Consider the following 24,100-nt stretch of genomic DNA (forward strand, 5'->3'; position numbering starts at 1 on the left):
ACCGGCGTCACCGCAGTCAGCTCACTCGGCCTCAGCTCACCCGGCCGAACCCGAGATTCCCAGTTGTTCAAGGATCTTGCCGCCGATGTCGCCGATCAGGCCCGGCCCGACATCGGGCAGTTGATCCGACGGCAGCAGGGGTTGCCGCGATGCCGGCAGCCCGGCGGTGCGGGTGGCCTCCACCCGGATACCGGTCTGCTTGTCCTTGCTCAGCGGCGTCGCATACTTCTTCAGGTCCGTCGGGGTGGTGACGGCACCGGCGACGGCGAGCCCGGCCGCGGCGAAATCCGCTGCGGCACGACGGATGTGATTCGGTGACGTCACGAGGACGACCGAGTTGATGCCGCGCGCAGCCAGAATGGTGGCACTGTTCTGCGCATTGGACATCGTCGAGACCGACCGGTCCTCGGTCACGATGCGGGAGGCGTCGATCCCGTTGTCCACCAACCAGGTACGCATGGCGGCGGCCTCGGTGACACCGTTCTGCGGCTTGCCGCCGGTGACCACGATCGGAGCCGTCGGATCGGCTTGCGCCTGCAACTTTCCGGCGGCGAGTCGTTTGATCAACTCCGGCGCCATCGTCCCTTGCGGACTGAGCCCGAAACCGAGGATCACGATCGCCGGATTCCCGGACGTGGCAGTGGGTTCGGTGCTCGGGACGATCGCCGCGGCATCGGTGACACCGGCGATGACCCGCCGCGCCGTCGCCACCAGCAGCGGGTTGACCACGGTCAGCCGGTCCAGGGCGGTGCGTCCGGTGTCCGCGTCGTCGATCTGGTCGGCCCAGATGGCCTGCAGCGCCAGGGATTGGCCGTCGCCGGGCGAGAGGGTGAGTACCTGCCGCAACTCCGTCAGGCCGCCGGCGACATCTCCCGCGGCGAATCGTTGTTGCGCGGAGTTGTACAGCGACGACGGGTCGACGCTGACCGCGACCGGTCGCAGGCCACCGTCATCGGTCGGCTGCGTGGCCACGACGACGCCACCCAGCGATGCGACGGCGACGGCACTGATCGCCAGCCGCCGATACCGCCGTCTCACCTGAGTCACACCAGTCACTTCAGTAACAGTAGGTGTGGCCGTCGCGTCCCACCACCTCAGCGACGTTTCGGCTCGATAACAATGCTCTCCAGCACACACAGACAGGCGGCAGGGGAAGATCACTTCCCCTGCCGCCTGTCAGGACGAACGTGTCAGAGCGCCTTGAGTTCCCCGATGATCGACTCGACGGACTTCTTCGCGTCGCCGAAGAGCATCGACGTCTGGTCGAGGTAGAACAGCGGATTCTCGATACCGGCGTAGCCGGAGGACATTCCGCGCTTGAGGACGATCACCGACCGCGCCTGATCGACGTTGAGGATCGGCATGCCGTGGATGGGCGACCCCGGATCGTTGCGGGCGGCCGGGTTGGTGACGTCGTTGGCGCCGATGACGATGGCGACGTCGGTGCGGCTGAACTCGCCGTTGATGTCGTCCATCTCCTTCATCGCGTCGTACGGCACATCCGCTTCGGCGAGAAGCACATTCATGTGTCCGGGCATACGACCGGCGACCGGATGGATGGCGTACTTGACCTCGACGCCCTTGGCCTCGAGCAGCGACGCCATCTCCTTGACCGTGTGCTGCGCCTGGGCGACGGCCAGGCCGTATCCGGGCACCACGACCACCTGGTTGGCATAGGACATCTGGATCGCGGCGTCGGCGGCCGAGGTGGCCTTGACGGTGCCGCCGGCCGCGCCGGCAACTCCGGCGCCACCTTCGTCGCCGCCACCGAACGAGCCGAACACGATCGCCGGGATGGACCTGTTCATCGCCTTGGCCATCAGGTTGGTCAGGATCGACCCGGAGGCACCCACGATCATGCCCGCGACGATCATCGCCTGGTTGTTCAGCGCCAGACCGGCTGCCGCAGCCGACAATCCGGTGAGCGCGTTGAGCAGCGAGATGACCACCGGCATGTCGGCGCCACCGATCGGGAACACCACGAACAGCCCCATCACACCGGCCACGACGAGCAGCGCGACGATCCAGAACCACGGGGTCGCCGAGGTGGAGTCCGCCGACACCCCGATGTAGATCGCGATCGCGATCGCCGCGATGGCCAGGATGATGTTGGCGAACTGGAAACCCTTCGCGGCGGCGACGAGTTTCTTCTCGAGATTCTTGTTGAGCAGTTCCTGCAGCTTCGCGAAGGCGACGAGCGAACCCCAGAACGACACCGAACCGATGATCGCGGCGAACAGCGAACCGACGATGACATGCACATCGGGGGTCTCGTGCAGGGCGGTGAAGCCGTCGGACTCGATGTACTCGGCCCACGCGATCAACGCGACGGTGCCACCACCGACACCGTTGAACAGTGCGACCAGCTGCGGCATGGCCGTCATCTTGGTCTTCAGCGCCGGCGGAATGCCCAGCGCCACACCGACAGCCAGGCCGACGACGATGAGAATCCAGTTGATCGACGGGACGCCCGCGTCACCGGCGTTGTTGTAGACGCCGATCAGCGTCGCGACGATGGCGATCCCCATGCCGACCGCGGCGATCCAGTTGCCGCGCACCGCGGTCTTGGGTCCGGTCAGTCCCATCAGGCCGTAGATGAACAGCGAGAAGGCGACGATGTAGAGGGCGGTGACGCCGTAGCCGAGTGCCTCGGAGACCTGTCCGGACTCGGCGGCGAGAATTGCGGCGCTCACTTGGCGGACTCCTTCTTACCCTTGAACATTCCCAGCATGCGGTCGGTCACGGCGAAGCCGCCGACCACGTTGAGGGTTCCGAAGACCAACGCGACGAAGGCGATGATGCGCACACCCCAGTTGGCGTCGGCGGGCAGCGAGCCCAGCACCACCAGCGCGCCGAGCACGACGATGCCGTGAATCGCGTTGGTACCCGACATGAGTGGGGTGTGCAGGGTGTTGGGGACCTTCGAGATGACCGCGAAGCCGACGAAGCCGGCCAGGACCAGAATGGCGATGTTCGCCAGAAGTTCGGTGTACATCAGGCCGCCGCCTCCTTGGTGACACACGACGCGGAGATGACCTCGTCGGTGAAATCGGGTGTGAGCGCGCCGTTCTCATCGAGCATCAGATCGATGAGGGCGAACAGGTTCTTGGCATACAACTCGCTGGCGTGCTCGGGCATGGTGGCCGGCAGGTTCAGCGGCGAGGTGATCGTGACGTCGTGTTTGACGACGGTCTGACCCGGCTCGGTCAACTCGCAGTTGCCACCGGTCTCGCCGGCGAGGTCGACGACCACGCTGCCCGGCTTCATCCCCTCCACCGCGGCGGCGGTCACCAGACGCGGTGCGGGACGACCGGGCACCAGCGCGGTGGTGATGACCACGTCGAAACCCTTGATCGCGTCCTCGAGCGCCTGCTGCTGCTTGGCACGTTCCTCGTCGGTGAGTTCGCGGGCGTATCCGCCCTCACCGGCGGCGTCGATGCCGAGGTCGAGCCACTGCGCACCGACGGAGCGGACCTGCTCGGCGACCTCGGGTCGCACGTCGTATCCGGTGGTGCGCCCGCCGAGACGCTTGGCGGTGGCCAGCGCCTGCAGGCCGGCCACGCCGACACCGAGCACCAGCACCGTCGCCGGCTTCACCGTGCCGGCGGCCGTGGTCAGCATCGGGAAGAATCGCGTCGACAGGTCGGCGGCCACGACGACCGACTTGTAGCCGGAGACGTTGGCCTGCGAGCTCAGCGCGTCCATCACCTGGGCACGCGAGATACGCGGGATGGCCTCGACGGCGTACGCCTCGATCCCGGCGTCCTTGAGCGCACCGATCTTGTTGTCGGCATTGCGCGGGGCGAGGAAGCCGATCAGCTTCTGTCCGCTGCGCAGTTTGCCGATCTCCTCATCCGAGGGCGGCGACACCCGCAACACCACGTCGGCGGAATACGGATCGCCGATCGTCGCGCCGGCTTCGACGTATGCTGCATCGGGAATCAAGGCGCCCAGCCCGGCGCCCTCCTCGACGATGACGGGGACCTTCTTGCCCACCAGTGACGCGACCACCTTCGGGACAAGCGCCACCCGACGCTCTCCCGGGGCCGTTTCGCGCACGACACCCACACTCATTGTTTTGCTGTCTTTCGCCTCGTCGGTGCCGCCGCACGGGGCGGCGCACCAATCAGTCGGTTTCACACCGGCGACGACGACTCGGCCCGGTCGGTTCGCGGATCGGCCGTGCCGCGGTGATGCTTATCGTGTGCGGCGACGGATCACATCACCGCATCGGGAAAAAACGTGCGACGAACATAACATGACCTCAGTCGATGAGGATCACCACGTTGGGTTGGTCACTTTTGCTTGACGCGGGCCGTACTGGTCACATGACGCAGGTCACGATGCCGGAGTGGCGGAGGTCACGGCCGACGTGGCGGATGTCGAAGCGGGGGCGTCGTCACCGGTGCTGCTCGGAGCAGGCGCCGGAGCGGATGACCCGGTCACCGTCGTCGAGCCGACCGCGATGGTCGCAAGTCCCGAGAGCACATCACCCAGACTCTGACGGTCGGTTGTTGTGACCGGCGTGGTGGTGGTTGTTGCGGCCCGGCCGGTGGTGTTCGCCGAGGTGGTGATCGGTGTGGTGGTGCGCGGTGTGGTGGTGAGCGGGGGCGCCTTCCACGTCTGCCCTGCGGCGGCCATCGCGTCCGGATCGGTCACCGGGACCGGCAGGCCGAGTTTCGCAGCGATCTGTACCTGCAGTTCACGCGGCGTGGGGATGTCGACACCGTTGACGGTGGACCTCTCCCCCGGCATCGGCACCGGGACCAGCTCGTCGAGGGCGTCGTCGAAGGCGGTCGGCACCGGTATGCCCATGCTGCGCAAGAAGATCCCCCACGGGTTCCCGCCGTCGAGGACGACATAGGTGGTGGCACCGACCTGGGTCTGCGAGATGACGTCGTACTGGTTGACCAGATCGCCCTTCTGGCCGTGGATGGTGGCGCCCGGCCCCAGGTAGAAGAGCGTGGCGAAGGGATGCGCGAGCGGATTTCCCAAGCCGCACACCGCATCCCCGCGAACGCAATAGGAGATCACCCGGATGTCCCCGGTGGCCGACTCGTCGCGGGGACCGTTGGTGTAGACGCCGTCGATGATGCTCGGGAAAACGCTTTCGATGCCGGTGTTGGGGAATCGGGTGTCGGCGCCGTTGATGACGACGACGTCGGCGTCGGGGATGGCGTCCGGGTCGCCGGCGAGTGACTTCTGATGCAGGAGGTAGGCGACGTTCATCGCGACGGGCACGCTCTGCGAGTAACCGTTGAGGATGATCGTCCCGGTCTTCCCCTGCGCCGCCCAGGCGGCTTCGGCGGCGGCGAGACCGGCGACGGTGCCCGCATCCACGGAGTCGTTGTAGGTGCCGGTGCCGACCAGGTTGAGCGTGGTATCGCCGACGACGAAGCCGAAGGCCTGCGGGTAGTCGACGAAGCGGACCTGCGGATCGTTCGGGTCGTAGAACCCGATGCTCACCGTGCGTTCGTACTGATCGCCACCGACCGCGGAGCTCCCGCCGACGATGTCGTCGCCGGTGACCTCGGTGAAGTCGGAGGTTCCGGGTACCAGGATGACCGTCGCATCCCGACTCAGGTCGGCGGGCAACCAGGACGGCCGCTCCCGGATGACGGGCGCCTCGTACCAGGACGTCGGAAACAACCCGGCTCCGAGTGGGGCCGCGGCGGCCGCGCCCGTGTCGGGTGCCGATGTCAGAACCAGGGCGGCCGCGCAGGCGGTGACCGCAGTCATGGTCAGTCGACGCACTCGGACTCCCCTACCGATGAGATGCCGTCCGCGACACGTGGTGCGCGGGCCTTCCGGGTGGAGTGTCCCGGCGGTGCGATGCTAACCGGCCGCGGTCGCGCTCGCCACCTGCGTGCCGGAATCCGGAACCGGGTCGTCCGCGTCCGGGGCGGTGGTCGGTGCGGCGGCAGTAGTCGGCGCGGCGGCAGTGGTCGGCGCGGCGGCAGTGGTCGGCGCGGCAGCGGTGGTCGGTGCGGCGACGGTGGTCGGTGCGGTGATGGCGCCGGTGGCCGGATCCGATGCGGTGGCGGCGATCCGGGATGCGGCGGAATCGCTCTGCGCCACTTCGGTTGTGGCGACCGTGGCGGTCGATGATGTGGTGGGCGGACCACTCTCGATGATGCCGACCGCGTCCGCGGTTGCTTGCGGATTCGGCGCGTAGTCCGCCCGGCAGGCCGACGGGCTGATGTCGCAGGTGTCCGGGTCGTGGACGGGAACGTCGATGCCGAGCCGATCGGCGACGAGTTGTTGCAGCTCACGCGGCGTCGGGACGTTGTAGGCCGACAGGCGTTGCCGGACGTCGTCCGGCAACGGCAGCCGAAGATCCGCGAGGGTCGACTGCTGGCCCGGCATCGGCACCGGAATGAGCGCGCCGAGAACATCGTCGAATTCGGTGGGCACGGCAATGCCCAGGTCCCGCAACATCATTCCCCAGGGGTTGCCGCCGTCGTAGACGATGTAATGGGTGTTGCCGTCCTCCCACTCGCGGGCGATCGAGTACTCGTTGATGCGGTACTCGAGGAAGGCGTGGACGTAGAACCCCGGAATCAGGTAGAAGAACGTAGAGATCGGGTTGACCAATGGGTTGCCGACTCCGCAGGTCGCGTCGCCACGCACGCAGTAGGAGTAGACCTTGATGTCGCCGGTGGCGTCCACATCGCGGTCACCGTTGGTGTACATCCCGGGCAGGAAGCTGGGCACGATGTTCTCGACCCCGGTGTGCGGGAAGCGGGAATCAGCGCCGACGATGACGACGATCTGATCATCGGGGATGTCGCCGTCACCCTCGGTGTTCTTGCGATGCAACAGATATGCGACGTTCATGGCGATCGGGGCACTCTGCGAGTAACCGTTGATGACGATGGTGGCGTCCGGATTACCCGCGTGGACCGCCTCGGCCGCGGCGACGCCGTTGACCGTGCCGACCTGCACCGAGTGGGTGAAGGTGTCGCTGCCCGCGAGGTAGATCGGGATGCCCCACGGATCGATCCCGAAGGCCGCCGGATAGGAGACGACCGAGATGGCCGGGGTCTGGGTCTCATCGACGCGGACGTCGTCCCCGGTGCCGACGACCCCGCCGAACAGTCCGATGCCCAGGGTCCGTTGGGTCTGATCGGTTCCGTCGTAGTCGGCGGTTCCCGGGATCAGGACCACCGCGTCGCCGGCCGACAGTGGCGGCGCCCAGGAGGGGGTCGCGATCACCGTCGGACGGGCCTGATCGATGGTCGCGGGCGGGTTGACATCGGGAAAGACGATCGGTCCGATCTGGAGCGCCCGTGCCACACCCGGGTCGACGCCCGGTGCCCAGAACATCGTGACGGCGACGACGGTCAGGACCATCATACGTCGGAACCCCACCAAATCTCCCCGCACCAAATCTCCTCTGCGCCAACCCGACCGGCCGCCTCCCGGCCGATCACCACACCGACGGCCCCGAAACCGACCGGCACAGTGTACGACGCCGCAGCAAGCAAGCAAGCAACAAGCGACGATCAGGTGACCGTGTAGCTACGGCTGTCCAGGCCGGTGGCGCCGTCGGGAATCGGGTCGGCGTTCTCCGAGGTCTGGACCTTGCCGTCCTTGCCGATCGCACGGCAGGAGATCTGGTGGGTTCCCGACGTCGCCGACCAGGTGTACTTCCAGAGTCGCCAGGTGTCGTCGCTGTAGTCGGCGGCCAGAGTCGCCTCCTGCCAGGGGCCGTCGTCGACGCGGACCTGGACCTGCGCGATGCCCACGTGCTGCGCCCACGCCGTCCCGGCGATGACGACGTCACCGGCCGACACCTCCGCCGCGGACGGGCGGTCGATGCGGGAGGCGATCTTGATCGGACCGGTGGCCGACCATCCGCGCGTCGTCCAATACGCCTGCGCCTTCGAGAATGTGGTGAACTCCCAGTCCACCACCCACTTGGTGGCCGAAACGTAGCCGTAGAGACCGGGAATCACCTGTCGCACCGGGAAACCGTGCTCGACCGGCAGGGGCTCACCGTTCATGCCGATGGCCAGCAACGCATCCCGGTTGTCGGTGATCGCCGACACCGGGGTTCCACAGGTCCAGCCGTCGGAACTGGTGGACAGCAACATATTCGAGCCCGGTTGGACGCCGACGCGGTCGAGGATGTCGGTCATCCGGACGCCGAGCCACCGCGCATTGCCGATCAGGTCGCCGCCCACCTCGTTGGACACGCAGGTCAGGGTGACCAGCCGTTCGGTCATCGGCATCGCCAGCAACTCGTCCCAGGACAGGGTGATCTCCTCGTCGACCATCCCGTGCACCCGCAAGTGCCAGTCCGCCGTGGTCAGATGGGGCACCTGCAGCGCGGTGTCGATGCGGTAGAAGTCGACGTTGTTCGTGACGAAGCGGTTGGCCCCCTGCACCCCGAGGTCGGCGTCGGGCGGTACCGGTGGGGCCGGGTCGGCGGGTGTCGGGAGCAGGATCGCCTTGCGATCGGCGATGGTGCGCGACGCGCCCGCGAGCATGGTGCGGCCGAGTGCTCCGACGGCGACGGCGGCGGCCGCGATGCCCCCGGCGGTCAGCAGGAAACGTCGTGACACCGGCGCGCGCCGAGCGGAATCGGGCTCCGCTGCATCGGAATCCGCTGTGTCGGAATCCGCTGTGTCGGAATCACGGTCGAGCATTCCGATCAGCACGCGGAGCACCACCACGCCGACTGCGCCACCCAGGATCGACGGCAGCATGTACGACCCGGTGGCCCCGGCCCGACCGAGCGCCGCGACGGCTCCGAGAACCGCGAAGACGATGATGATCACCGAACCGATCGGCGGGCGTCGACGTTCGGCGGCACCGCTGCCGGCGGCGATGATCGCGATGACCGCCCCCATCACGACGAACAACACGAGTTTGTCGGAGGTGCCGAAGGTGGCGATCGCCCATTCGCGCACGGCCTGCGGCGTGTGGTCGACGACCCAGGAGCCGACCGCGAAGTACGGGGAGGAGTCCGGCGAGACGAGGGCGGCGACGAGTTCGCCCACGCCCAGCGCCGCGCCGACGGCGATGACGCCGGAGAGCGCACCCAGCGGCGGAGTCAATCCCGGGTGGGTGTGTGCCGACGCATTCGCGTCGTCATCGAGATCGGTGCGGGTTGGACGGGCCACACTCCTTGATACCTCGAAAACCTGCCGCGGCGTGCGTCCCGACGCATGTCAGGTCGGTCGGACAGTCGATGGGCCGGCCCGGAGAGCAAATCATGGAAGCACTAGAACGTGTTCTAGTTTGTGGGTTAACCTGATGCGCATGGCAGGTGACACAGCGATCCCCGAGACAATCGCGGTGGGGTCGATCGACGAGTTCAGCGACGACGTCGACGTGGTGGTGATCGGTCTCGGCATCGCCGGCGGATGTGCCGCGGCCGAGGCCGCGGCCCACGGAGCGCGGGTCCTCGTACTCGAACGTGCCGCGCAGGCCGGCGGGACGACGGCGCTGGCCGGTGGGCACTTCTATCTCGGCGGCGGCACCGCGGTCCAGCAGGCCACCGGACATGAGGACTCGGCCGAGGAGATGGAGCGCTACATCACCGCGGTCTCCCGGGATCCGGAACCCGAGAAGATCCACGCGTATTGCGTCGACAGCGTCGACCATTTCACGTGGCTCGAGGACCTCGGATTCACCTTCGAACGCAGCTATTACCCGGAGAAGGCGGTCGTCCAGCCCGAGACCCAGGGGCTGATGTACACCGGCAACGAGAAGGTGTGGCCGTTCAACACGATCGCCAGGCCCGCTCCGCGCGGGCACAAGGTGCCGGTCCCCGGTGACACCGGCGGCGCGGCGATGGTGGTGGAGTTGCTGGTGAAGCGTCTCGCCGAACTCGGCGTCGAGGTGCGCTACGAGGTCGGGGCTCGGGCGTTGGTCGTCGACGCCGACGGGCAGGTGGCCGGCGTGCGCTGGCGCGGCCTCGACGGTGCAGAAGGGTTCATCCGGGCGCGCAACGTCGTCCTCGCGGCGGGTGGGTTCGTGATGAACTCCGAGATGGTCGCGGAGAACGTGCCGTGGCTGGCCGAGAAGCCCTTCGTGTTGGGCAACACCTACGACGACGGCCTCGGCCTGCGCATGGGTGTCTCCGCGGGTGCGGTGCTCAAACACATGGATCAGGCCTTCTGTACCGCACCGGTGTACCCGCCGTCGATCCTGCTCACCGGTATCGCGGTGAACAAGAACGGCGAGCGCTTCGTCGCCGAGGACTCCTATCACTCCCGGACATCGGCTTTCGTTCTGGAACAACCGGATTCGACGGCCTACCTCATCGTCGACGAGGCACACATGAAGCGGCCGCGGATGCCGCTGGTACCACTGCTCGACGGCTACGAGACCGTCGAGGAGATGGAGGCGGCGCTCGGCATCCCGACCGGGAGGCTCGCCGCCACCCTCGAGCGTTACAACAACCACGCCGCACGCGGCGAGGACCCCGACTTCCACAAGTCACCGGAATTCCTTGCCGCACAGGACAAGGGACCGTGGGCGGTCTTCGACATGAGTCTGGGCAAGGCCATGTACGCCGGGTTCACCATGGGCGGCATGGCGACGTCGGTCGACGGTGAGGTGCTCGACGCCGACGGCGCACCGATCGCCGGCCTGTATGCGGCGGGCGCGTGTGCGGCGAACATCGCGCAGGACAGCAAGGGCTATGCCAGCGGTACGCAGCTCGGCGAGGGGTCGTACTTCGGCCGACGCGCCGGACGGCACGCGGCGGCGCGCGGCTGAGTCAGCTCACCGCCGAGCGAAACCGCCGCAACCGCAGGCTGTTGGCGACGACGAACACCGACGAGAACGCCATCGCCGCGCCGGCGATCATCGGATTCAGCAACCCGGCCGCGGCGATCGGGATGGCGGCCACGTTGTATCCGAAGGCCCAGAAGAGATTTTCGTGGATCGTGCGCAGGGTCCGACGCGACAGCCGGATGGCGTCGACGACCTTGCGCAGATCACCGTCGACGATGGTGAGGTCGGCGGCGGCGATCGCCACGTCGGTACCCGTGCCCATCGAGAGCCCGAGGTCGGCCCGGGCGAGCGCGGCGGCGTCGTTGATGCCGTCACCGGCCATGGCGACCGAATGTCCTTGCCGCTGAAGCTCTCCGATGACCGAGACCTTCTCCTCGGGGCGAACCTCGGCGTGCACCTCATCGATACCGACCTGCTCGGCCGCATGTCGGGCCGCCCCCGGATTGTCGCCGGTCAACAGGATGGGAGTGAGACCCATCGCCGTCAACTCCGAGATGGCTTGCGCGGAGGTCGGTTTCACTTCGTCGGCCACCACGATCACGCCGAGTCCGGACTCACCGCGTCCGTCGATCGAGACGATCACCGCGGTCGCGCCCCGCTCGTGTGCCGAATCGACGGCCGCGGCCAGCGGCGCCGGCAGTCCGGCTCCGAACTCGCGCGGGCTGCACACCCGCACCTTCTCGTCGCCGACGATGCCGGTGACCCCGGCCCCCTTGACGGCGGCGAAATCGACGACCTTCTCGACCGGTCGGCCGTTCACCGAAAGCCCCTGCGCAGCATCGACGATGGCCGCGGCGATCGGATGCTCCGATGCGGCCTCCACGGCCGCGGCGACCGCCAGGACGTGGTCGGCGTCGGCGCCGTCGGATACCGCGATCGAGTCGAATCGCATCACCCCGGTGGTGACCGTGCCGGTCTTGTCCAGGACGATGGTGTCGACGCGGCGGGTGTTCTCCAGCACCTCCGGGCCCTTCAGCAGGATGCCCAGTTGAGCGCCGCGGCCGGTGCCCACCATCAGCGCGGTCGGCGTGGCCAGGCCGAGTGCACAGGGGCAGGCGATGATGAGGACCGAGACGGCCGCGGTGACGGCGAAGGTGATCGGCGTTCCGGTGGCGATCGCCGATCCCATCCAGAATCCGAGTGCGGCAACGGCAATGGTGATGACGACGGGGACGAACCAGGCGGAGATACGATCGGCCAGCCGTTGCGCCGCGGCCTTGCCGGCCTGTGCGTCGGCGACCATGGTGGTGATCTGCGCGAGCGCGGTGTCGGCGCCGACGCGTGTGGCACGCACCAGCAGTCGCCCACCGGCGTTGAGGGTGGCGCCGGTCACCTCGTCGCCAGGCGCCACCTCCACCGGCACCGACTCGCCGGTCACCATCGAGGCATCGACCGCCGACACCCCTTCGACCACAACACCATCGGTGGCGATCTTCTCCCCGGGGCGCACGACGAACTCGTCGCCGACGGCGAGTTGTTCGATCGGAACCCGCGTCTCGACGCCGTCGCGGAGCACCACGGCGTCCTTCGCCCCCAACTCCATCAGGGCCCGCAGGGCGTCACCGGCGGTGCGCTTGGCGCGGTTCTCCAGGTATCGCCCGAGGAGCAGGAAAGTGGTGACGCCGGCGGCGGCCTCGAGATAGATGTTCGACGCCCCGTCGGAGCGTTGCGGGATGAGGTCGAAGCCGTGCGTCATCCCCGGCTCGCCCGCGGTGCCGAAGAACAGGGCGTAGAGCGACCATCCAAATGCGGCGAGGGTGCCCATCGACACCAGCGTGTCCATCGTGGTGGTGCCGTGACGCAGGTTGCGCCACGCGGCCCGGTGAAAGGGCCACGCACCCCAGACGACGACCGGCGCGGCCAGCGTCAACGACAGCCACTGCCAGTAGGTGAACTGCCAGGCCGGCACCATCGCGAGTGCCACCACCGGAATCGACAGCGCCGCACAGATGATCACCCGCGAACGCAGCGCGGCGAACTCGGCGTCACGGGCGTCGTGGGAGTCCCTCGACGCTCCCGGCTCACCCGCGGCCGGGCGATCCACCACCGGCGCGGCGTCGTAACCCGCCGCCCGGATGACGTCGATCAACTCGGCGGACGCGATCTCGGCCGGATGGTCGACGTGTGCACGTTCGGTCGCGAAGTTCACGCTGGCCTGCACGCCGTCGAGCTTGTTGAGCTTGCGCTCGATGCGGTTGGCACACGACGCACACGTCATACCCGAGATGTCGAAGTCGACGCGCTCCCGTTCGATCGCGGCCATCAGTGACCTCCGTGCTGATCCGTGTTCTCTTCAGTGCTGCATGTCGGTGTGGTGATCGGCGCCGGCGGTGGGTGCCCAGGCGTGTCCCACCGCGAAGGCGATGGAGAAGACCACCGCGAGCGCCACCGCGAAGGCGGTGATGCGCGCGGCCGTGTTCGCGGCCCAGCCGTTCACACCAGTTGGTAGCCGGCCTCGGTGACGGCCCGCTCTACGTCGGCACGATCGAGCGGCGCCTCGCTGGTCACCTCGACGCGGCCGGAATCGACCGCGACCTCGACACCGGTGACACCGGCGATCTCCTCGATCTCCTCGCGCACCGATGCCGCGCAGTGCCCGCAGGTCATACCGGTCACGGTGTAAGTCTCATTCGTCATCGAACTCTCCTTTTTTGTCGACGTGATGGATGTGTCAGGATCGGACGAGCCGGCTGATCGCCTGGACGGCCTCGTCGAGCTTGGCCCTGCCCTGCTCCTCGCCCTCTTGGGCGGCCTGCAGCACACAGTGGTTCATGTGCTCCTCGAGCAATCCGAGACTGACCGCCTGCAGGGCCTTCGTCATCGCCGAGACCTGCGTGAGGATGTCGATGCAGTACTGCTCTTCCTCGACCATCCGCTGCAGCCCCCGCGCTTGGCCCTCGATCCGGCGCAGGCGACGCAGGTAATCGTCCTTGCGCTCGATGTACCCGTGTTCGGCGTGATCCATGACAACTCCGTTCTATACCCCCTACAGGTATACCTCAGGCGGCCATGGAACGGTACCCCCCTAGGGTAGGTGACGCGACAGTGTCGGGCGCCACCGCATCGGGCGGGGTCGAGCCGGGGATGGTGCCGGGTTGTTGGTCAGCTCCGACGCAACGCGTCGGCCAGGCGGGACAGCGCGGCGGCGACATCGCTCAACGCGTCACTGACGGCGTCCAGCGACGGCCCGGCCGAATCCGTGCCCGGGATGCCGGTGCTCGGGATGTCGGTGCTCGGGATGTCGGGGCTCGGGATGTCGGTGCTCGGGATGTCCGCGCCCTGGACGTCGGGCGCTCCGATCGGCGATGCCGCACCGGCCGTCACCACGACCGGATCCTCGTCGAATCCGTGACGACGTCCCTGATAGGGCGGCAGACCGTCGGGTGGGGCGGAGTCGGTGGACCGGCGGCCGCCGCGGTAGGCACCCAGTCCGTCGATCTCCGACGAACCCGTCGGCCCGGACACCATCGGCTCGGACACATCGGCCGGGCCGGACACCAGGTGATCAGGCATCCGGTGTGCACCACTGTGCCCGGCGGCCATGACCGGCAGGTCACCGGTGGACGGACCGCTGTGAACCGGCTCGGCAGGCGACGGCGGGAAGCCGGGCGACGCATGGTGATGCCCGCCGAACGGACCTTGTGCCCCGGCGGCCGCGATCCCCGTCAGCGCCGTGGGGGCGTGCCCGTTGGACCGGACGAAACCGTGGGGGCCGGGATGGCCGTGGAAGTACAGACACGGCGCGTTCTCCGGGGAGGTCACCGGGCACGGATTGCGTTCGATGAGCGATTGCGCGTGCGGATCGAAGTCGTTCCACTCCAGCCAGTACCGGCGGTCGGCTCGCGGATGCGCACCACCATCGGTGGCGTGGTTGCCCCGGTGCCCGATCCCCAAGCGGCACTGCAACATCCAGCCCGCCGAATCGGGGAGTCCCAACGCGCGCCGTTCCGCGGTCGAACTGACCACCGTCGACCAGCAACCTTCGCCGTCCATCGAGCCTCCATTCGCCCGGCCGTGCCGCGCAGTCCAACGATGGAGTTCCCGCCCATGACAGCGTCACACACAACCCCGCGGGTCAGTGTACGAAAGGACCCTCGATGCGGCTACCCCGAAAGGGGGACGGCCTCCCCGGTGCGCATCTCCCCAGGCCTCATCTCCACGGGGCTCAGCTCGGTCACCTGATCGCCCACGAGCCGAAAGACGCGTGACCGCGCGGTGGCCGCGGTCTCCGGATGATCCGACCGCACGTGGCAGCCGCGCGATTCGGTGCGGGCGGCGGCAGCGGCGACCACGGCCCGCGCGGTCATCGTCAACGCGGCGTCCTCGGCCGCCCGCACGGAGTCGAGCGGCACCGGACGGGCGCCCGCGAGCAGCGTGGCGACCTCGGTGAGCCCAGACGCGTCGCGTTGGAGCGCCACATGCCGACCCATCGCATCCTGCAGCACGGCGCGATCGAGCACCGGTGCGCTCATGACGGCGCTGTCGGGCGCGGCAGCGGCGTCGACGGTCGGCGATCGGCGCTCCCCGCGTGCCGTCGTCGCCACCCCGGCGGCGCGGATGCCCATCACGACGCCCTCGAGCAGGCTGTTCGACGCGAGACGGTTGGCGCCGTGCAGCCCGGTGCGGGCCACCTCACCGGCGGCGAGCAGTCCGGGGACCGCGGTGCGGGTGTGGATGTCGGTGACCACGCCGCCACACTGGTAATGCGCGCCCGGGACCACCGGGATGCGACCCGACCGCACCGACAACCCGGCCGCCGCGACCCCCGCGGTCACCGTCGGGAATCGGCGCTCGACGTCGGCGATTCCGCTGATGTCGAGGTAGACGCACGGGTGTCCGGTCCGATCGATCGCGGCGATCGCGGCGTTCGCGACGACGTCACGCGGCGCGAGGTCACCCTGCGGATGCACGCCCGCGGTGACCGACCGGCCGTCGACGTCGACGAGCCGGCCGCCCTCGCCACGGATGGCCTCGGTGATGAGCGTTCGACGGCCACGTTCGCCGGGGGTGTAGAGCATCGTCGGGTGAAACTGGATGAACTCGAGGTCGGCGACGTGTGCGCCCGCCCGCAGCGCCAACGCGATCCCGTCGCCGGTCGCGCCGGCCGGATTGGTCGTCGCCGGATACAGGTGGCCGGCACCGCCGGTGGCGAGCAGCACCGTCGGGGCCGCCACCGCGTGTGATGCCCCGCGACGCAGATAGGTGACGCCGGTGGCCCGTCCCTCGCGGTCGGTGAGCACCCGCGTGACGACGGCATCGTCGACGATCTCGATCGTCCCGGCACGTGCCGCGCCGGTCAGCGCGGCGCCGAGAGCCCGTTGGATCGCGGCCCCGGTGGCGTCGCCGCCGGCGTGCAGGATGCGGCGCACGCTGTGCCCGCCCTCTCGGGTGCGGGCCAGGGCGCCACGCGGGTCGCGGTCGAATCGGGTGCCCCACGCCATCAGTTCGGTCACCGCGGCCCAGCCCGCATCGACGATGGGCCGGGTCGCCGCCGGATCGGTCAGGCCCGCCCCCGCGGCGATGGTGTCGGCAACGTGGAGGTCCACCGAATCGTCGGGGTTGGTGGGCATCACCACGGCGATCCCGCCCTGGGCGTAGAAGGTCGAGGTCGCCTGTTCGGCGCGATCGGGGTTCCAGGCCTGCCCCTTGTGCAGCACCGTCACCCGCAGTCCGGCGGCGTGCGCGGTCAGTGCGGCGGTGATCCCCGCGATGCCGGCGCCGACGATCACCAGGTCGGCGTGCGCGGGCACGGGCGCAAGTGCAGCGGCCATCGGACTCGCCTTTCTCGGGTGCCCGATCGTCGGGCGTCTGCCGGACTCAACCATCCGGGGGCGTTTTCGATTCCCAGTCGAAAACCTCTGCCACGCACTACTCTACGCGTCCCCGAGGTGACCGGGGTCTCTCGGTACACTGGCCCGCGGTGACCGCTCACGCCCCGCGGCCCACGCGGGATAATCCCCGATGACGACGGCGGCACCCACCGATATGAACACTTCTCAGATCAACAGCCCGGACGTCACCGGCCTTGGACCGGTGTCACCATTGACCGAGGCCTACCGGTTCGGCTCCACCGCGGCGCACGCGACCGCGGGCGTCATCCGCTTCGCCGTCGGCACCGCGGTCGATGCACTGCACCTGCGGCCACCCAACGCCGCCCGCGCCGCACACGAGGTGCGGACGACGTTCGAACACCTCGGGCCCACCTATGTGAAGCTGGGCCAGCTCATCGCATCGAGCCCCGGCGTCTTCACCGAGACCCTGGCAGGCGAGTTCGAGTCACTCCTGGACCGTGTGCCCCCTTCCGACCCCGACGACATCCGCCGCCTCTTCGTCGAGGAGTTCGGCCGCGCACCGGAGGACGTCTTCGCCACCTTCGATCCCGTGCCGATCGCGTCGGCGTCGATCGCGCAGGTCCACACCGCCACCCTGGCCGACGGCACCGAGGTGGTGGTGAAGATCCAGCGGCCCGGGATCGGCGACCGACTCGCCCCCGACGTGGCGATCCTCGACCGGCTCGCCGGCCTGGCCGAACTCTCCGAATACGGGCGCATGCTCAGCGCCCGCCACGTCGTCGAGGACTTCGCCGACGGGCTCGCCGCCGAGCTGGACTTCCGCAACGAGGCCACCACCATGCGGGAGTGGTACGAGTGCCTGAAACCGGGACCGTTCGGCGATCGGGTCCGCGTCCCCCACGTCCACGACGAGTTCACCACGGCCCGGGTGCTCACCATGGAGCGCATCTACGCGATCCGCATCGACGACGCGAAAGCAGTCCGCGAGGCCGGTCACGACGGCGTCGCGCTGTGCCGCACCCTGCTGCTGTCCCTGCTGGAATCGGCCTTCCACGGCGGGCTGTTCCACGGCGACCTGCACGCCGGCAATGTGCTCGTCGACGACGCGGGTCATCTGGTGCTGCTCGATTTCGGGATCGTCGGCCGGTTCACCCCACGGACCCGCCGCATCCTGCGTCAGCTCGTCGTCGATCTCATCGTCCGCGGTGACTACGAATCCGCCGGGCGTGGGATCTTCCTGCTCGGCGCGGTCCGCAATCCCGGGTCCACCGCGCAGGGCGGCGTCGACATCGAGAAGGTCGCCGCACCCCTGTCGGGGACCGATCTGGGGGCGATGAGCTACACCGATCTGGGCCGGCAACTCGCCGCGGTCGCCCGGGCCCACGACGCGCGGCTACCACGTGAACTGGTCCTCGTCGGCAAGCAACTGCTGTATGTGGAGAAGTACATGAAGCTGCTCGCACCGCGGTGGAAGGCGATGAGCGACCGCGAGATCTACGGGTACATGGCCGGGATCATGAGAGAGGCCGAACGGGACCGGCGCGCCGAGGGCGCGCACACTCGCTGACCCGTCCTGGGTGGGTCCACCGGCCTGCGCCATTAGGGTGGTGACACGAAACCCGAGCGAATCCCGATCCCGCTCGACGGCGCCGACCCAGGGAGTCGATTGATGAAGCGAGTGTTGCCGGCCGTGCTGGCATTCCTCGGCGTGGCCTGTATCACGGCGGCGATCGCCGTTCCGCTGTGGTTGGTGCCGCAACTGAAGGTTGTCCCGCTCGACCTCGACATCACCACCAACGCCACCTCGGTGAGCGCGGACGGCTCCCCCGGTGACCGTTTCCCCGCGGTGATTTTCGACCGTTGTTCGGTCAACGAGTCGCGGGCGCGGACCCTGCAGGCGCATCTCACCCAGCAACGCCGGTCGGTCATTGTCGATCCGTCGGATCGCCGTCAGGCCACCATTCAGGCCGCCCAGACCGTGCGGATCGACCGCACCCGTGACGCGAACGGCGACGAGAATGTGCCACCGGCCCCGGCGTCCGGTGGCGAACTCGAATGCGACGACGGCCTGCTGACCGCCAGCATCGACAAGGTCTCGGTGAACCGCAAGACCTCGGTACCCAACGGAACCGTGAGCTCCGTGCAGGTCGAGGCGGCACCGGAAGGCGTCGACCCCAAGGACGTGTCGGTGCAGCTGACCAACCGGCAGGGCTTCCAGTACAAGTTCCCGTTCAACACCAAGAAACGTGCGTACCTGTACTACGACCTGAACAGCAGGCAGGACACCGAGGCCAAGTTCGTCGGGGTGGAGACCATCGACGGCGTCGAGACCTATCACTTCCAGACGCAGGTGCCCGAGAAGGATCTGTCCTCACTGCCCAACCCGCAGAACGAGGCGGCCCTGGGCACGATGCTGACGATGCCCGCCCGATGGTGGGGCATCAGCGGACGCGGGGTCCGCCCGACGCAGCAGGTCTCCATGCACCGGTATGCCACGGTGACCCGGGATCTGTGGGTGGAGCCGCAGACCGGCACGATCGTCGACGGCCGCGAAGACCAGCACCAATACTTCCGTTCGCCTTACCAGGATGACGAGGCGACGCCGGCCGCGGTCCGCGAGTTCCGGCTCGACGCGCTGAAGACCACGTTCGAGTTCACCGACGCGACGGTCTCCGAACAGGCCACCAAGGCCGCAGGCTACAAGGACGAGATCCGGCTGGGCGGTTTCTGGCTGCCGCTGATCCTCGGCGTCGTCGGTGCCGTACTGCTGCTCGCCGCGGTGTTGCTGTTCCTGCGTGGTCGGCGGGCGCGTCGCCGCGATGGTGGCGACGATGACAACGACCTCGACGATGATCTCGAGAACACCGACTCCGACACCGAGATCGTCGATCGACCCGACACCACCGAAGATGCCCCGGAGTACACCGGCTCCGAGGAACCCACGGTCGTCGACCGGCCGCGCGGATCGCATGCCGAGGCAGCAGCGGCGGCGCCGACCGCCGTCATCGCCTCACAGCGGGCGCGGCACCGTAGTCCGGCCGAGCCGGTGGACGAATGGTCCGACGAGGACGAGGCCAATGCCTACCTGTGGGACAGTCCGACGCAACGGATTCCGCGCGTGGAGGGCCCGGCCCCCAAGATCGACGGTGACGAGGACTTCCGGCCGGTGGACGGGGATCAGTCGAGGTAGCGCCCCGCAACCGGTCGGCAGGATAGGGCACCCGCCGATCGAGGCGACCCCCCTCCGCCGATCGAGCCGGTGAGGAGCTCAACGCACGCAGACACTGGCGAGGTGACGCCGGTACCCACCGCCGGCACACGCCGAAAGCGGAACCAACCCACACGACAGTCACACAACGACAGTCACACACAACGACAGTCACAGACAACGACGAGGGCCGGTGATCGTGATGATCACCGGCCCTCGTCGTGAACTGTGTGGGTTCTCTGGTTCCTATCCGCGGATCAGAAGAACGCGGGAGCGAACGTGGTGGCCCAGGACTGCTTGAAGGTGTCGTCCCAGTAGGTCCACCAGTGATCGCCGTCCGGGGTGATCCGGGTGGTCAGGTGGATCGGCAGGGTGCGCAGCCGGGCGATGTAGATCTGGCTGCTGGTCGACGCGGCGACCTCGAGCGGCACCATCTGGGCGAAGTGCACCGGGTTGAAGTTGGCGCTGCCCGGGGTGATGGACGAGTCGTACTTGCTGCCCATGCCGGTTCCGGCGGAGACGTAGACATGCTTGCCGGACAGGTTGCCCGCCGACAGGAACGGATCGTTCTGGAACCATTCGCCGGCCGGGTAAACGCCCCACATGTTGTTGGGGTTGCCGCCCATGTCGGCGACCGAGGCCTGGATGCCCTGGGTGAAGCCGGGCATCGTGACGGTCGGGTAGCCCGAGTAGGACGCGACCGCGTCGTAGAAGCCGGGGTGCCGCGACGCGAGGTTCAGCGCCGAGGTGCCCGACATCGACAGACCGGCGATGCCGTTGCGACGGTTGTCACTGCCGTGGTTCTTGGCCATGTAGGCGGGCAGCTCACGGGTGAGGAAGGTCTCCCACTTGTTGACGCCCAGCTTGGGGTCCGGGGACTGCCAGTCGGTGTAGAAGCTGCCGCCGCCGCCGAACGGGATGGCGACGTTGGTGCCCTTGCCGGCCATCCAGCGCGCGACGTTGGTGTTGATCAGCCAGCCGCTGTTGTTGTTCGGGGCGCGCAGACCGTCGAGCAGGTACAGGGTGGGCTTGTTGCTACCGCCGGCAGAGACGATGCACACCGGCACACTGCGGTGCATGGCCGGGGAGTACACCCGCTCGACACTGCAGCCGTTGGCTGCGTGTGCGGCCGGCGCGGCGACCGTGGTGACACCGCCGATGGCGGCGACCGCCACCATTGCGGCCACCAGGCGCTTACGGGCGCGAGTCAGCATGAGATTCGATTTTCCTTACGATCGTGACCCGAGCGGGCGCGTTGATATGGGCATGGTGCGGGGGTACGGCGGCGTGCCGCCCGGGACGAACCCCGTCGCGGCCGATAGTAACGGCTCGATAACACAGCGGCAAAGGCAGGAAAGTGAACTCCGCGTGCTTTCTCCGATCCTGCCGCACCCGGGTGACCGGCGTCACCTGCAGCTATCACGGTTTCGCGTCGACTTGGTCACACCGGTTCCGGGCACCCCGATAAGGTCATGATCGACCCTTCCAAAGGAGATCCAGTGACCGAGCAGCAGGCCGATGCAGTCGTCGTGGGGGCCGGATTGGCCGGACTCGTCGCCACCTATGAACTCACCCAGGCCGGGCGCCGGGTGATCCTCATCGATCAGGAGAACCGCAACAACCTCGGTGGCCAGGCGTTTTGGTCACTGGGCGGGTTGTTCCTGGTCGACACCCCGGAACAACGACGCCTCGGTGTCCACGACTCGGCGGAGTTGGCGCTGCAGGACTGGATGGGATCGGCCGGTTTCGACCGCGACGACGAGGACTACTGGCCGCGGCAGTGGGCGCGCGCCTACGTGGAGTTCGCGGCCACCGAGAAGCGCCAGTACCTACACGACCTCGGACTGCGGGCACCGGTGGTGGGCTGGGCCGAGCGAGGCGGTGGCTTTGCCGACGGTCACGGCAATTCCGTACCGCGTTTCCACCTCACCTGGGGTACCGGCCCGGAGGTCGTCCGCATCTTTGCCGAACCGGTGCTCCAGGCCGAACGTCGTGGGCTCGTCGAATTCCGTTTCCGGCACCGCGTCGACGAGATCGTCGTCGACGACGGCGTGGCGGTCGGCGTGCGCGGGGCCGTCCTGGAGCCGACCGACCTCGAACGCGGGAAGGCGTCGAGCCGCGAGGTGATCGGCGATTTCGAGGTGCGCGGCGACGCCGTCATCGTCACCTCCGGCGGCATCGGCCACAACCACGACCTGATCCGCGAGAACTGGCCCGTCGAGCGGCTCGGTCCGGCCCCGCGGTTCATGATCTCGGGGGTGCCCGCGCACGTCGACGGCCGGATGCTGGCGATCAGCGAGTCGGCCGGTGCCAGCCTGGTCAACCGCGATCGCATGTGGCATTACACCGAGGGCATCATCAACTGGGACCCGATCTGGCCCGATCACGCGATCCGCATCATCCCCGGCCCCTCGTCGTTGTGGCTCGACGCCAACGGTGATCGCCTGGCGCCGCCCAACTTCCCCGGTTTCGACACCAATTCGACGATGAAGGCCATCCTGTCGACCGGATACGACTACTCCTGGTTCATCCTCACGCAGTCGATCATCGAGAAGGAGTTCATGCTCTCGGGATCGGAGCAGAATCCGGATCTGACCAACAAGGACCTGAAGTTCGCCGCCAAGAGCCGCCTCGCCAGGGGCGCACCCGCTCCGGTGGCGGCGTTCGTCGAGCACGGCGAGGACTTCGTGGTGGCCGACAACCTCGCCGCGCTGGTCGCGAAGATGAACACGATCACACGCGGTCCGGATCTCGATCTGCAGAAGATCGAGCGCATCATCTCCGCCCGCGACGCCGACGTCGACAACAAGTTCTCCAAGGACGCACAGCTGATGGCCATCACCAACGCCCGTCAATATCTCGGTGACAAGGTCGCCCGCGTGGCCAAGCCGCACAAGTTGCTCGACCCGGATCACGGCCCGCTGATCGCGGTGCGCCTGAACATCCTCACCCGCAAGACCCTCGGCGGACTGGAGACCAATCTCGATTCGGCGGTGATGCGCCCGGACGGCACCGTCTTCGAGGGCCTCTATGCGGCCGGTGAGGTCGCCGGTTTCGGTGGCGGCGGGGTGCACGGCTACAACGCACTGGAGGGAACCTTCCTCGGTGGCTGCATCTTCTCCGGCCGGGCCGCCGGACGCGCGGTGGCCCGGGGATGAACCACCGATGTACGCCCCGAAAAGGATTGCCTGGCCTCAACTTTCACAGGGTGCCCTGAGTGACCACGCGACCCGTACCACTCCGATAGGCTGAATTACGTGCCTGTGCCGCAGACGATCCTGACCCGCAAGACCAAACAAGCCTTGTTCCTCGTCATGACGATCAACGAGGGCGGCGAGAGCACGGTCCGGGATTTCCTCGGCGAACTCGGCTCGCGGATCAACTCGGTGTCGTCGCGGGCGCCCGAACAGGCACTCGCCGGGATCGTCTCGATCGGGTCCGACGCGTGGGACCGACTCTTCGCCGGCCCGCGGCCACGCTCACTGCGCCCCTTCGTCGTCTACGAGGGCGAGGTGCACACCGCACCGGCGACACCCGCGGACCTGCTGCTGCACATCAAGGCCGATCAGATGGACCTGTGTTACGAGTTGGGCCGGCTGGCGATGACGGCGCTCGGTGACGCGGTGACAGTCGTCGACGAGGTGCACGGCTTCCGGTACTTCGATCTGCGCGATCTCATCGGATTCGTCGACGGCACAGAGAATCCCGTCGGGCAGGCCGCGATCGACGCGATCACCGTCGGCGACGAGGACCCCGGTTTCGCCGGCGGCAGTTATGTGGCCATCCAGCGGTATGTCACCGACTTCGCCGCGTGGAATGCGCTTTCGGTGGCCGATCAGGAAGACGCGATCGGCCGCACCAAGTCGGACAACATCGAGATGTCGGACGACGTCAAGCCGAGCAACTCGCACATCGCGCTCAACGTCGTGGAGAACGCCGACGGCGAGGAGATCGACATCGTCCGCGACAACATGCCGTACGGGGACGTGTCGGGTGCGGGCGAGGCGGGCACCTACTACATCGCCTACTCCGCGGGCCCCGACGTGACCGAGGAGATGCTGCGCAAGATGTTCATCGGTGATCCGCCGGGCAACTACGACCGCCTGCTGGACTTCACCACCGCGGTCACCGGATCGCAATTCTTCACTCCGACAACCGATTTCCTCGACGACCTGCCCGCCGCGCCACTGGCCGAGACCGCCGACGAGGACGACCACCCCGCCGACACCGCCGGAACCCCTGAACCCACCCCGCCGAGCGCCTCCCGCCCAGCCGACGGTTCGCTCGGCATCGGCTCCCTGCGCTGAATCACGTTGCGCTGAACCGGCACATCCACCACATCCCGATCCGA

Annotated in this window: 19 protein-coding genes; 5 read left to right on the top strand and 14 right to left on the bottom strand. The window is 68.0% G+C overall.

The window, feature by feature from the left end; translation table 11 throughout:
• Positions 1 to 36: 36 nt before the first annotated feature.
• The 7 genes from ABLE92_RS19910 to ABLE92_RS19940 form a co-directional block, all read right to left on the bottom strand.
• Positions 37 to 1,047 (bottom strand): YdcF family protein, encoded by a 1,011-nt coding sequence (locus ABLE92_RS19910; protein ID WP_348806551.1) that lies wholly within the window; start codon positions 1,045 to 1,047, stop codon positions 37 to 39.
• 143 nt (positions 1,048 to 1,190) lie between these two features.
• Positions 1,191 to 2,693 carry an NAD(P)(+) transhydrogenase (Re/Si-specific) subunit beta gene (locus tag ABLE92_RS19915; protein WP_348806520.1) on the bottom strand — a complete coding sequence of 501 codons (1,503 nt, stop codon included), beginning with the start codon at positions 2,691 to 2,693 and terminating at the stop codon, positions 1,191 to 1,193.
• Positions 2,690 to 2,995, bottom strand: a complete 306-nt coding sequence (locus ABLE92_RS19920) for an NAD(P) transhydrogenase subunit alpha part 2 (RefSeq protein WP_348806521.1) — start codon at positions 2,993 to 2,995, stop codon at positions 2,690 to 2,692. Before ABLE92_RS19920 ends, ABLE92_RS19915 begins: the two co-directional genes overlap by 4 nt.
• The gene (locus ABLE92_RS19925) at positions 2,995 to 4,074 is read right to left on the bottom strand and encodes an NAD(P) transhydrogenase subunit alpha (RefSeq protein ID WP_348806522.1); all 1,080 of its coding nucleotides are present in this window, start codon (positions 4,072 to 4,074) and stop codon (positions 2,995 to 2,997) included. The genes ABLE92_RS19920 and ABLE92_RS19925 overlap by 1 nt, the downstream gene beginning before the upstream one ends.
• Positions 4,075 to 4,338: 264 nt before the next feature.
• Positions 4,339 to 5,739: an alpha/beta hydrolase family protein gene (locus ABLE92_RS19930; RefSeq protein WP_348806523.1), complete on the bottom strand. Its 1,401-nt coding sequence runs from the start codon at positions 5,737 to 5,739 to the stop codon at positions 4,339 to 4,341.
• Positions 5,740 to 5,835: 96 nt separating this feature from the next.
• Positions 5,836 to 7,356, bottom strand: a complete 1,521-nt coding sequence (locus ABLE92_RS19935; protein WP_348806524.1) for a cutinase family protein — start codon at positions 7,354 to 7,356, stop codon at positions 5,836 to 5,838.
• A 149-nt stretch (positions 7,357 to 7,505) separates the two neighbouring features.
• Positions 7,506 to 9,062, bottom strand: coding sequence for a molybdopterin-dependent oxidoreductase (locus ABLE92_RS19940; protein ID WP_348806552.1), 1,557 nt, complete (start codon positions 9,060 to 9,062; stop codon positions 7,506 to 7,508).
• Positions 9,063 to 9,267: 205 nt separating this feature from the next.
• Here ABLE92_RS19940 and ABLE92_RS19945 point away from each other — a divergent pair, with 205 nt between their 5' ends.
• Positions 9,268 to 10,731: an FAD-binding protein gene (locus tag ABLE92_RS19945; RefSeq protein WP_348806525.1), complete on the top strand. Its 1,464-nt coding sequence runs from the start codon at positions 9,268 to 9,270 to the stop codon at positions 10,729 to 10,731.
• Between the two features lies 1 nt (position 10,732).
• On the opposite strand, the gene ABLE92_RS19950 is transcribed toward ABLE92_RS19945, so the two are convergent.
• From ABLE92_RS19950 to nadB, 6 genes are all read right to left on the bottom strand, one after another.
• Positions 10,733 to 13,012 (bottom strand): heavy metal translocating P-type ATPase, encoded by a 2,280-nt coding sequence (locus tag ABLE92_RS19950; RefSeq protein ID WP_348806526.1) that lies wholly within the window; start codon positions 13,010 to 13,012, stop codon positions 10,733 to 10,735.
• Between the two features lie 30 nt (positions 13,013 to 13,042).
• Entirely contained in the window at positions 13,043 to 13,186 is a 144-nt protein-coding gene (locus tag ABLE92_RS19955; protein ID WP_348806527.1) for a hypothetical protein, read from the bottom strand.
• The gene (locus ABLE92_RS19960) at positions 13,183 to 13,386 is read right to left on the bottom strand and encodes a heavy-metal-associated domain-containing protein (protein ID WP_348806528.1); all 204 of its coding nucleotides are present in this window, start codon (positions 13,384 to 13,386) and stop codon (positions 13,183 to 13,185) included. Before ABLE92_RS19960 ends, ABLE92_RS19955 begins: the two co-directional genes overlap by 4 nt.
• 34 nt (positions 13,387 to 13,420) lie before the next feature.
• Positions 13,421 to 13,714, bottom strand: a complete 294-nt coding sequence (locus tag ABLE92_RS19965; protein ID WP_348806529.1) for a metal-sensitive transcriptional regulator — start codon at positions 13,712 to 13,714, stop codon at positions 13,421 to 13,423.
• Between the two features lie 137 nt (positions 13,715 to 13,851).
• On the bottom strand, positions 13,852 to 14,742 hold the full coding sequence (locus tag ABLE92_RS19970) for a hypothetical protein (RefSeq protein WP_348806530.1): 891 nt from the start codon (positions 14,740 to 14,742) through the stop codon (positions 13,852 to 13,854).
• 110 nt (positions 14,743 to 14,852) lie between these two features.
• Positions 14,853 to 16,520, bottom strand: a complete 1,668-nt coding sequence (gene nadB / locus ABLE92_RS19975; protein WP_348806531.1) for an L-aspartate oxidase — start codon at positions 16,518 to 16,520, stop codon at positions 14,853 to 14,855.
• Between the two features lie 190 nt (positions 16,521 to 16,710).
• On the opposite strand from nadB, the gene ABLE92_RS19980 reads away from it, so the two are divergent.
• The gene (locus tag ABLE92_RS19980) at positions 16,711 to 18,108 is read left to right on the top strand and encodes an ABC1 kinase family protein (RefSeq protein ID WP_348806532.1); all 1,398 of its coding nucleotides are present in this window, start codon (positions 16,711 to 16,713) and stop codon (positions 18,106 to 18,108) included.
• Between the two features lie 102 nt (positions 18,109 to 18,210).
• Positions 18,211 to 19,731: a cell envelope lipid trafficking protein PgfA gene (gene pgfA / locus ABLE92_RS19985; protein ID WP_348806533.1), complete on the top strand. Its 1,521-nt coding sequence runs from the start codon at positions 18,211 to 18,213 to the stop codon at positions 19,729 to 19,731.
• A 275-nt stretch (positions 19,732 to 20,006) separates the two neighbouring features.
• Here the strand turns inward: pgfA and ABLE92_RS19990 are convergent, their stop codons facing one another.
• The gene (locus tag ABLE92_RS19990; RefSeq protein ID WP_348806534.1) at positions 20,007 to 20,963 is read right to left on the bottom strand and encodes an alpha/beta hydrolase; all 957 of its coding nucleotides are present in this window, start codon (positions 20,961 to 20,963) and stop codon (positions 20,007 to 20,009) included.
• Positions 20,964 to 21,248: 285 nt separating this feature from the next.
• On the opposite strand from ABLE92_RS19990, the gene ABLE92_RS19995 reads away from it, so the two are divergent.
• Positions 21,249 to 22,907 (top strand): FAD-binding dehydrogenase, encoded by a 1,659-nt coding sequence (locus ABLE92_RS19995; protein ID WP_348806535.1) that lies wholly within the window; start codon positions 21,249 to 21,251, stop codon positions 22,905 to 22,907.
• Between the two features lie 99 nt (positions 22,908 to 23,006).
• Entirely contained in the window at positions 23,007 to 24,056 is a 1,050-nt protein-coding gene (locus ABLE92_RS20000) for a Dyp-type peroxidase (RefSeq protein WP_348806536.1), read from the top strand.
• Positions 24,057 to 24,100 lie beyond the last annotated feature (44 nt).

Source organism: Gordonia oleivorans (assembly GCF_040044975.1).
In the GTDB taxonomy this organism is placed as follows: domain Bacteria; phylum Actinomycetota; class Actinomycetes; order Mycobacteriales; family Mycobacteriaceae; genus Gordonia; species Gordonia oleivorans.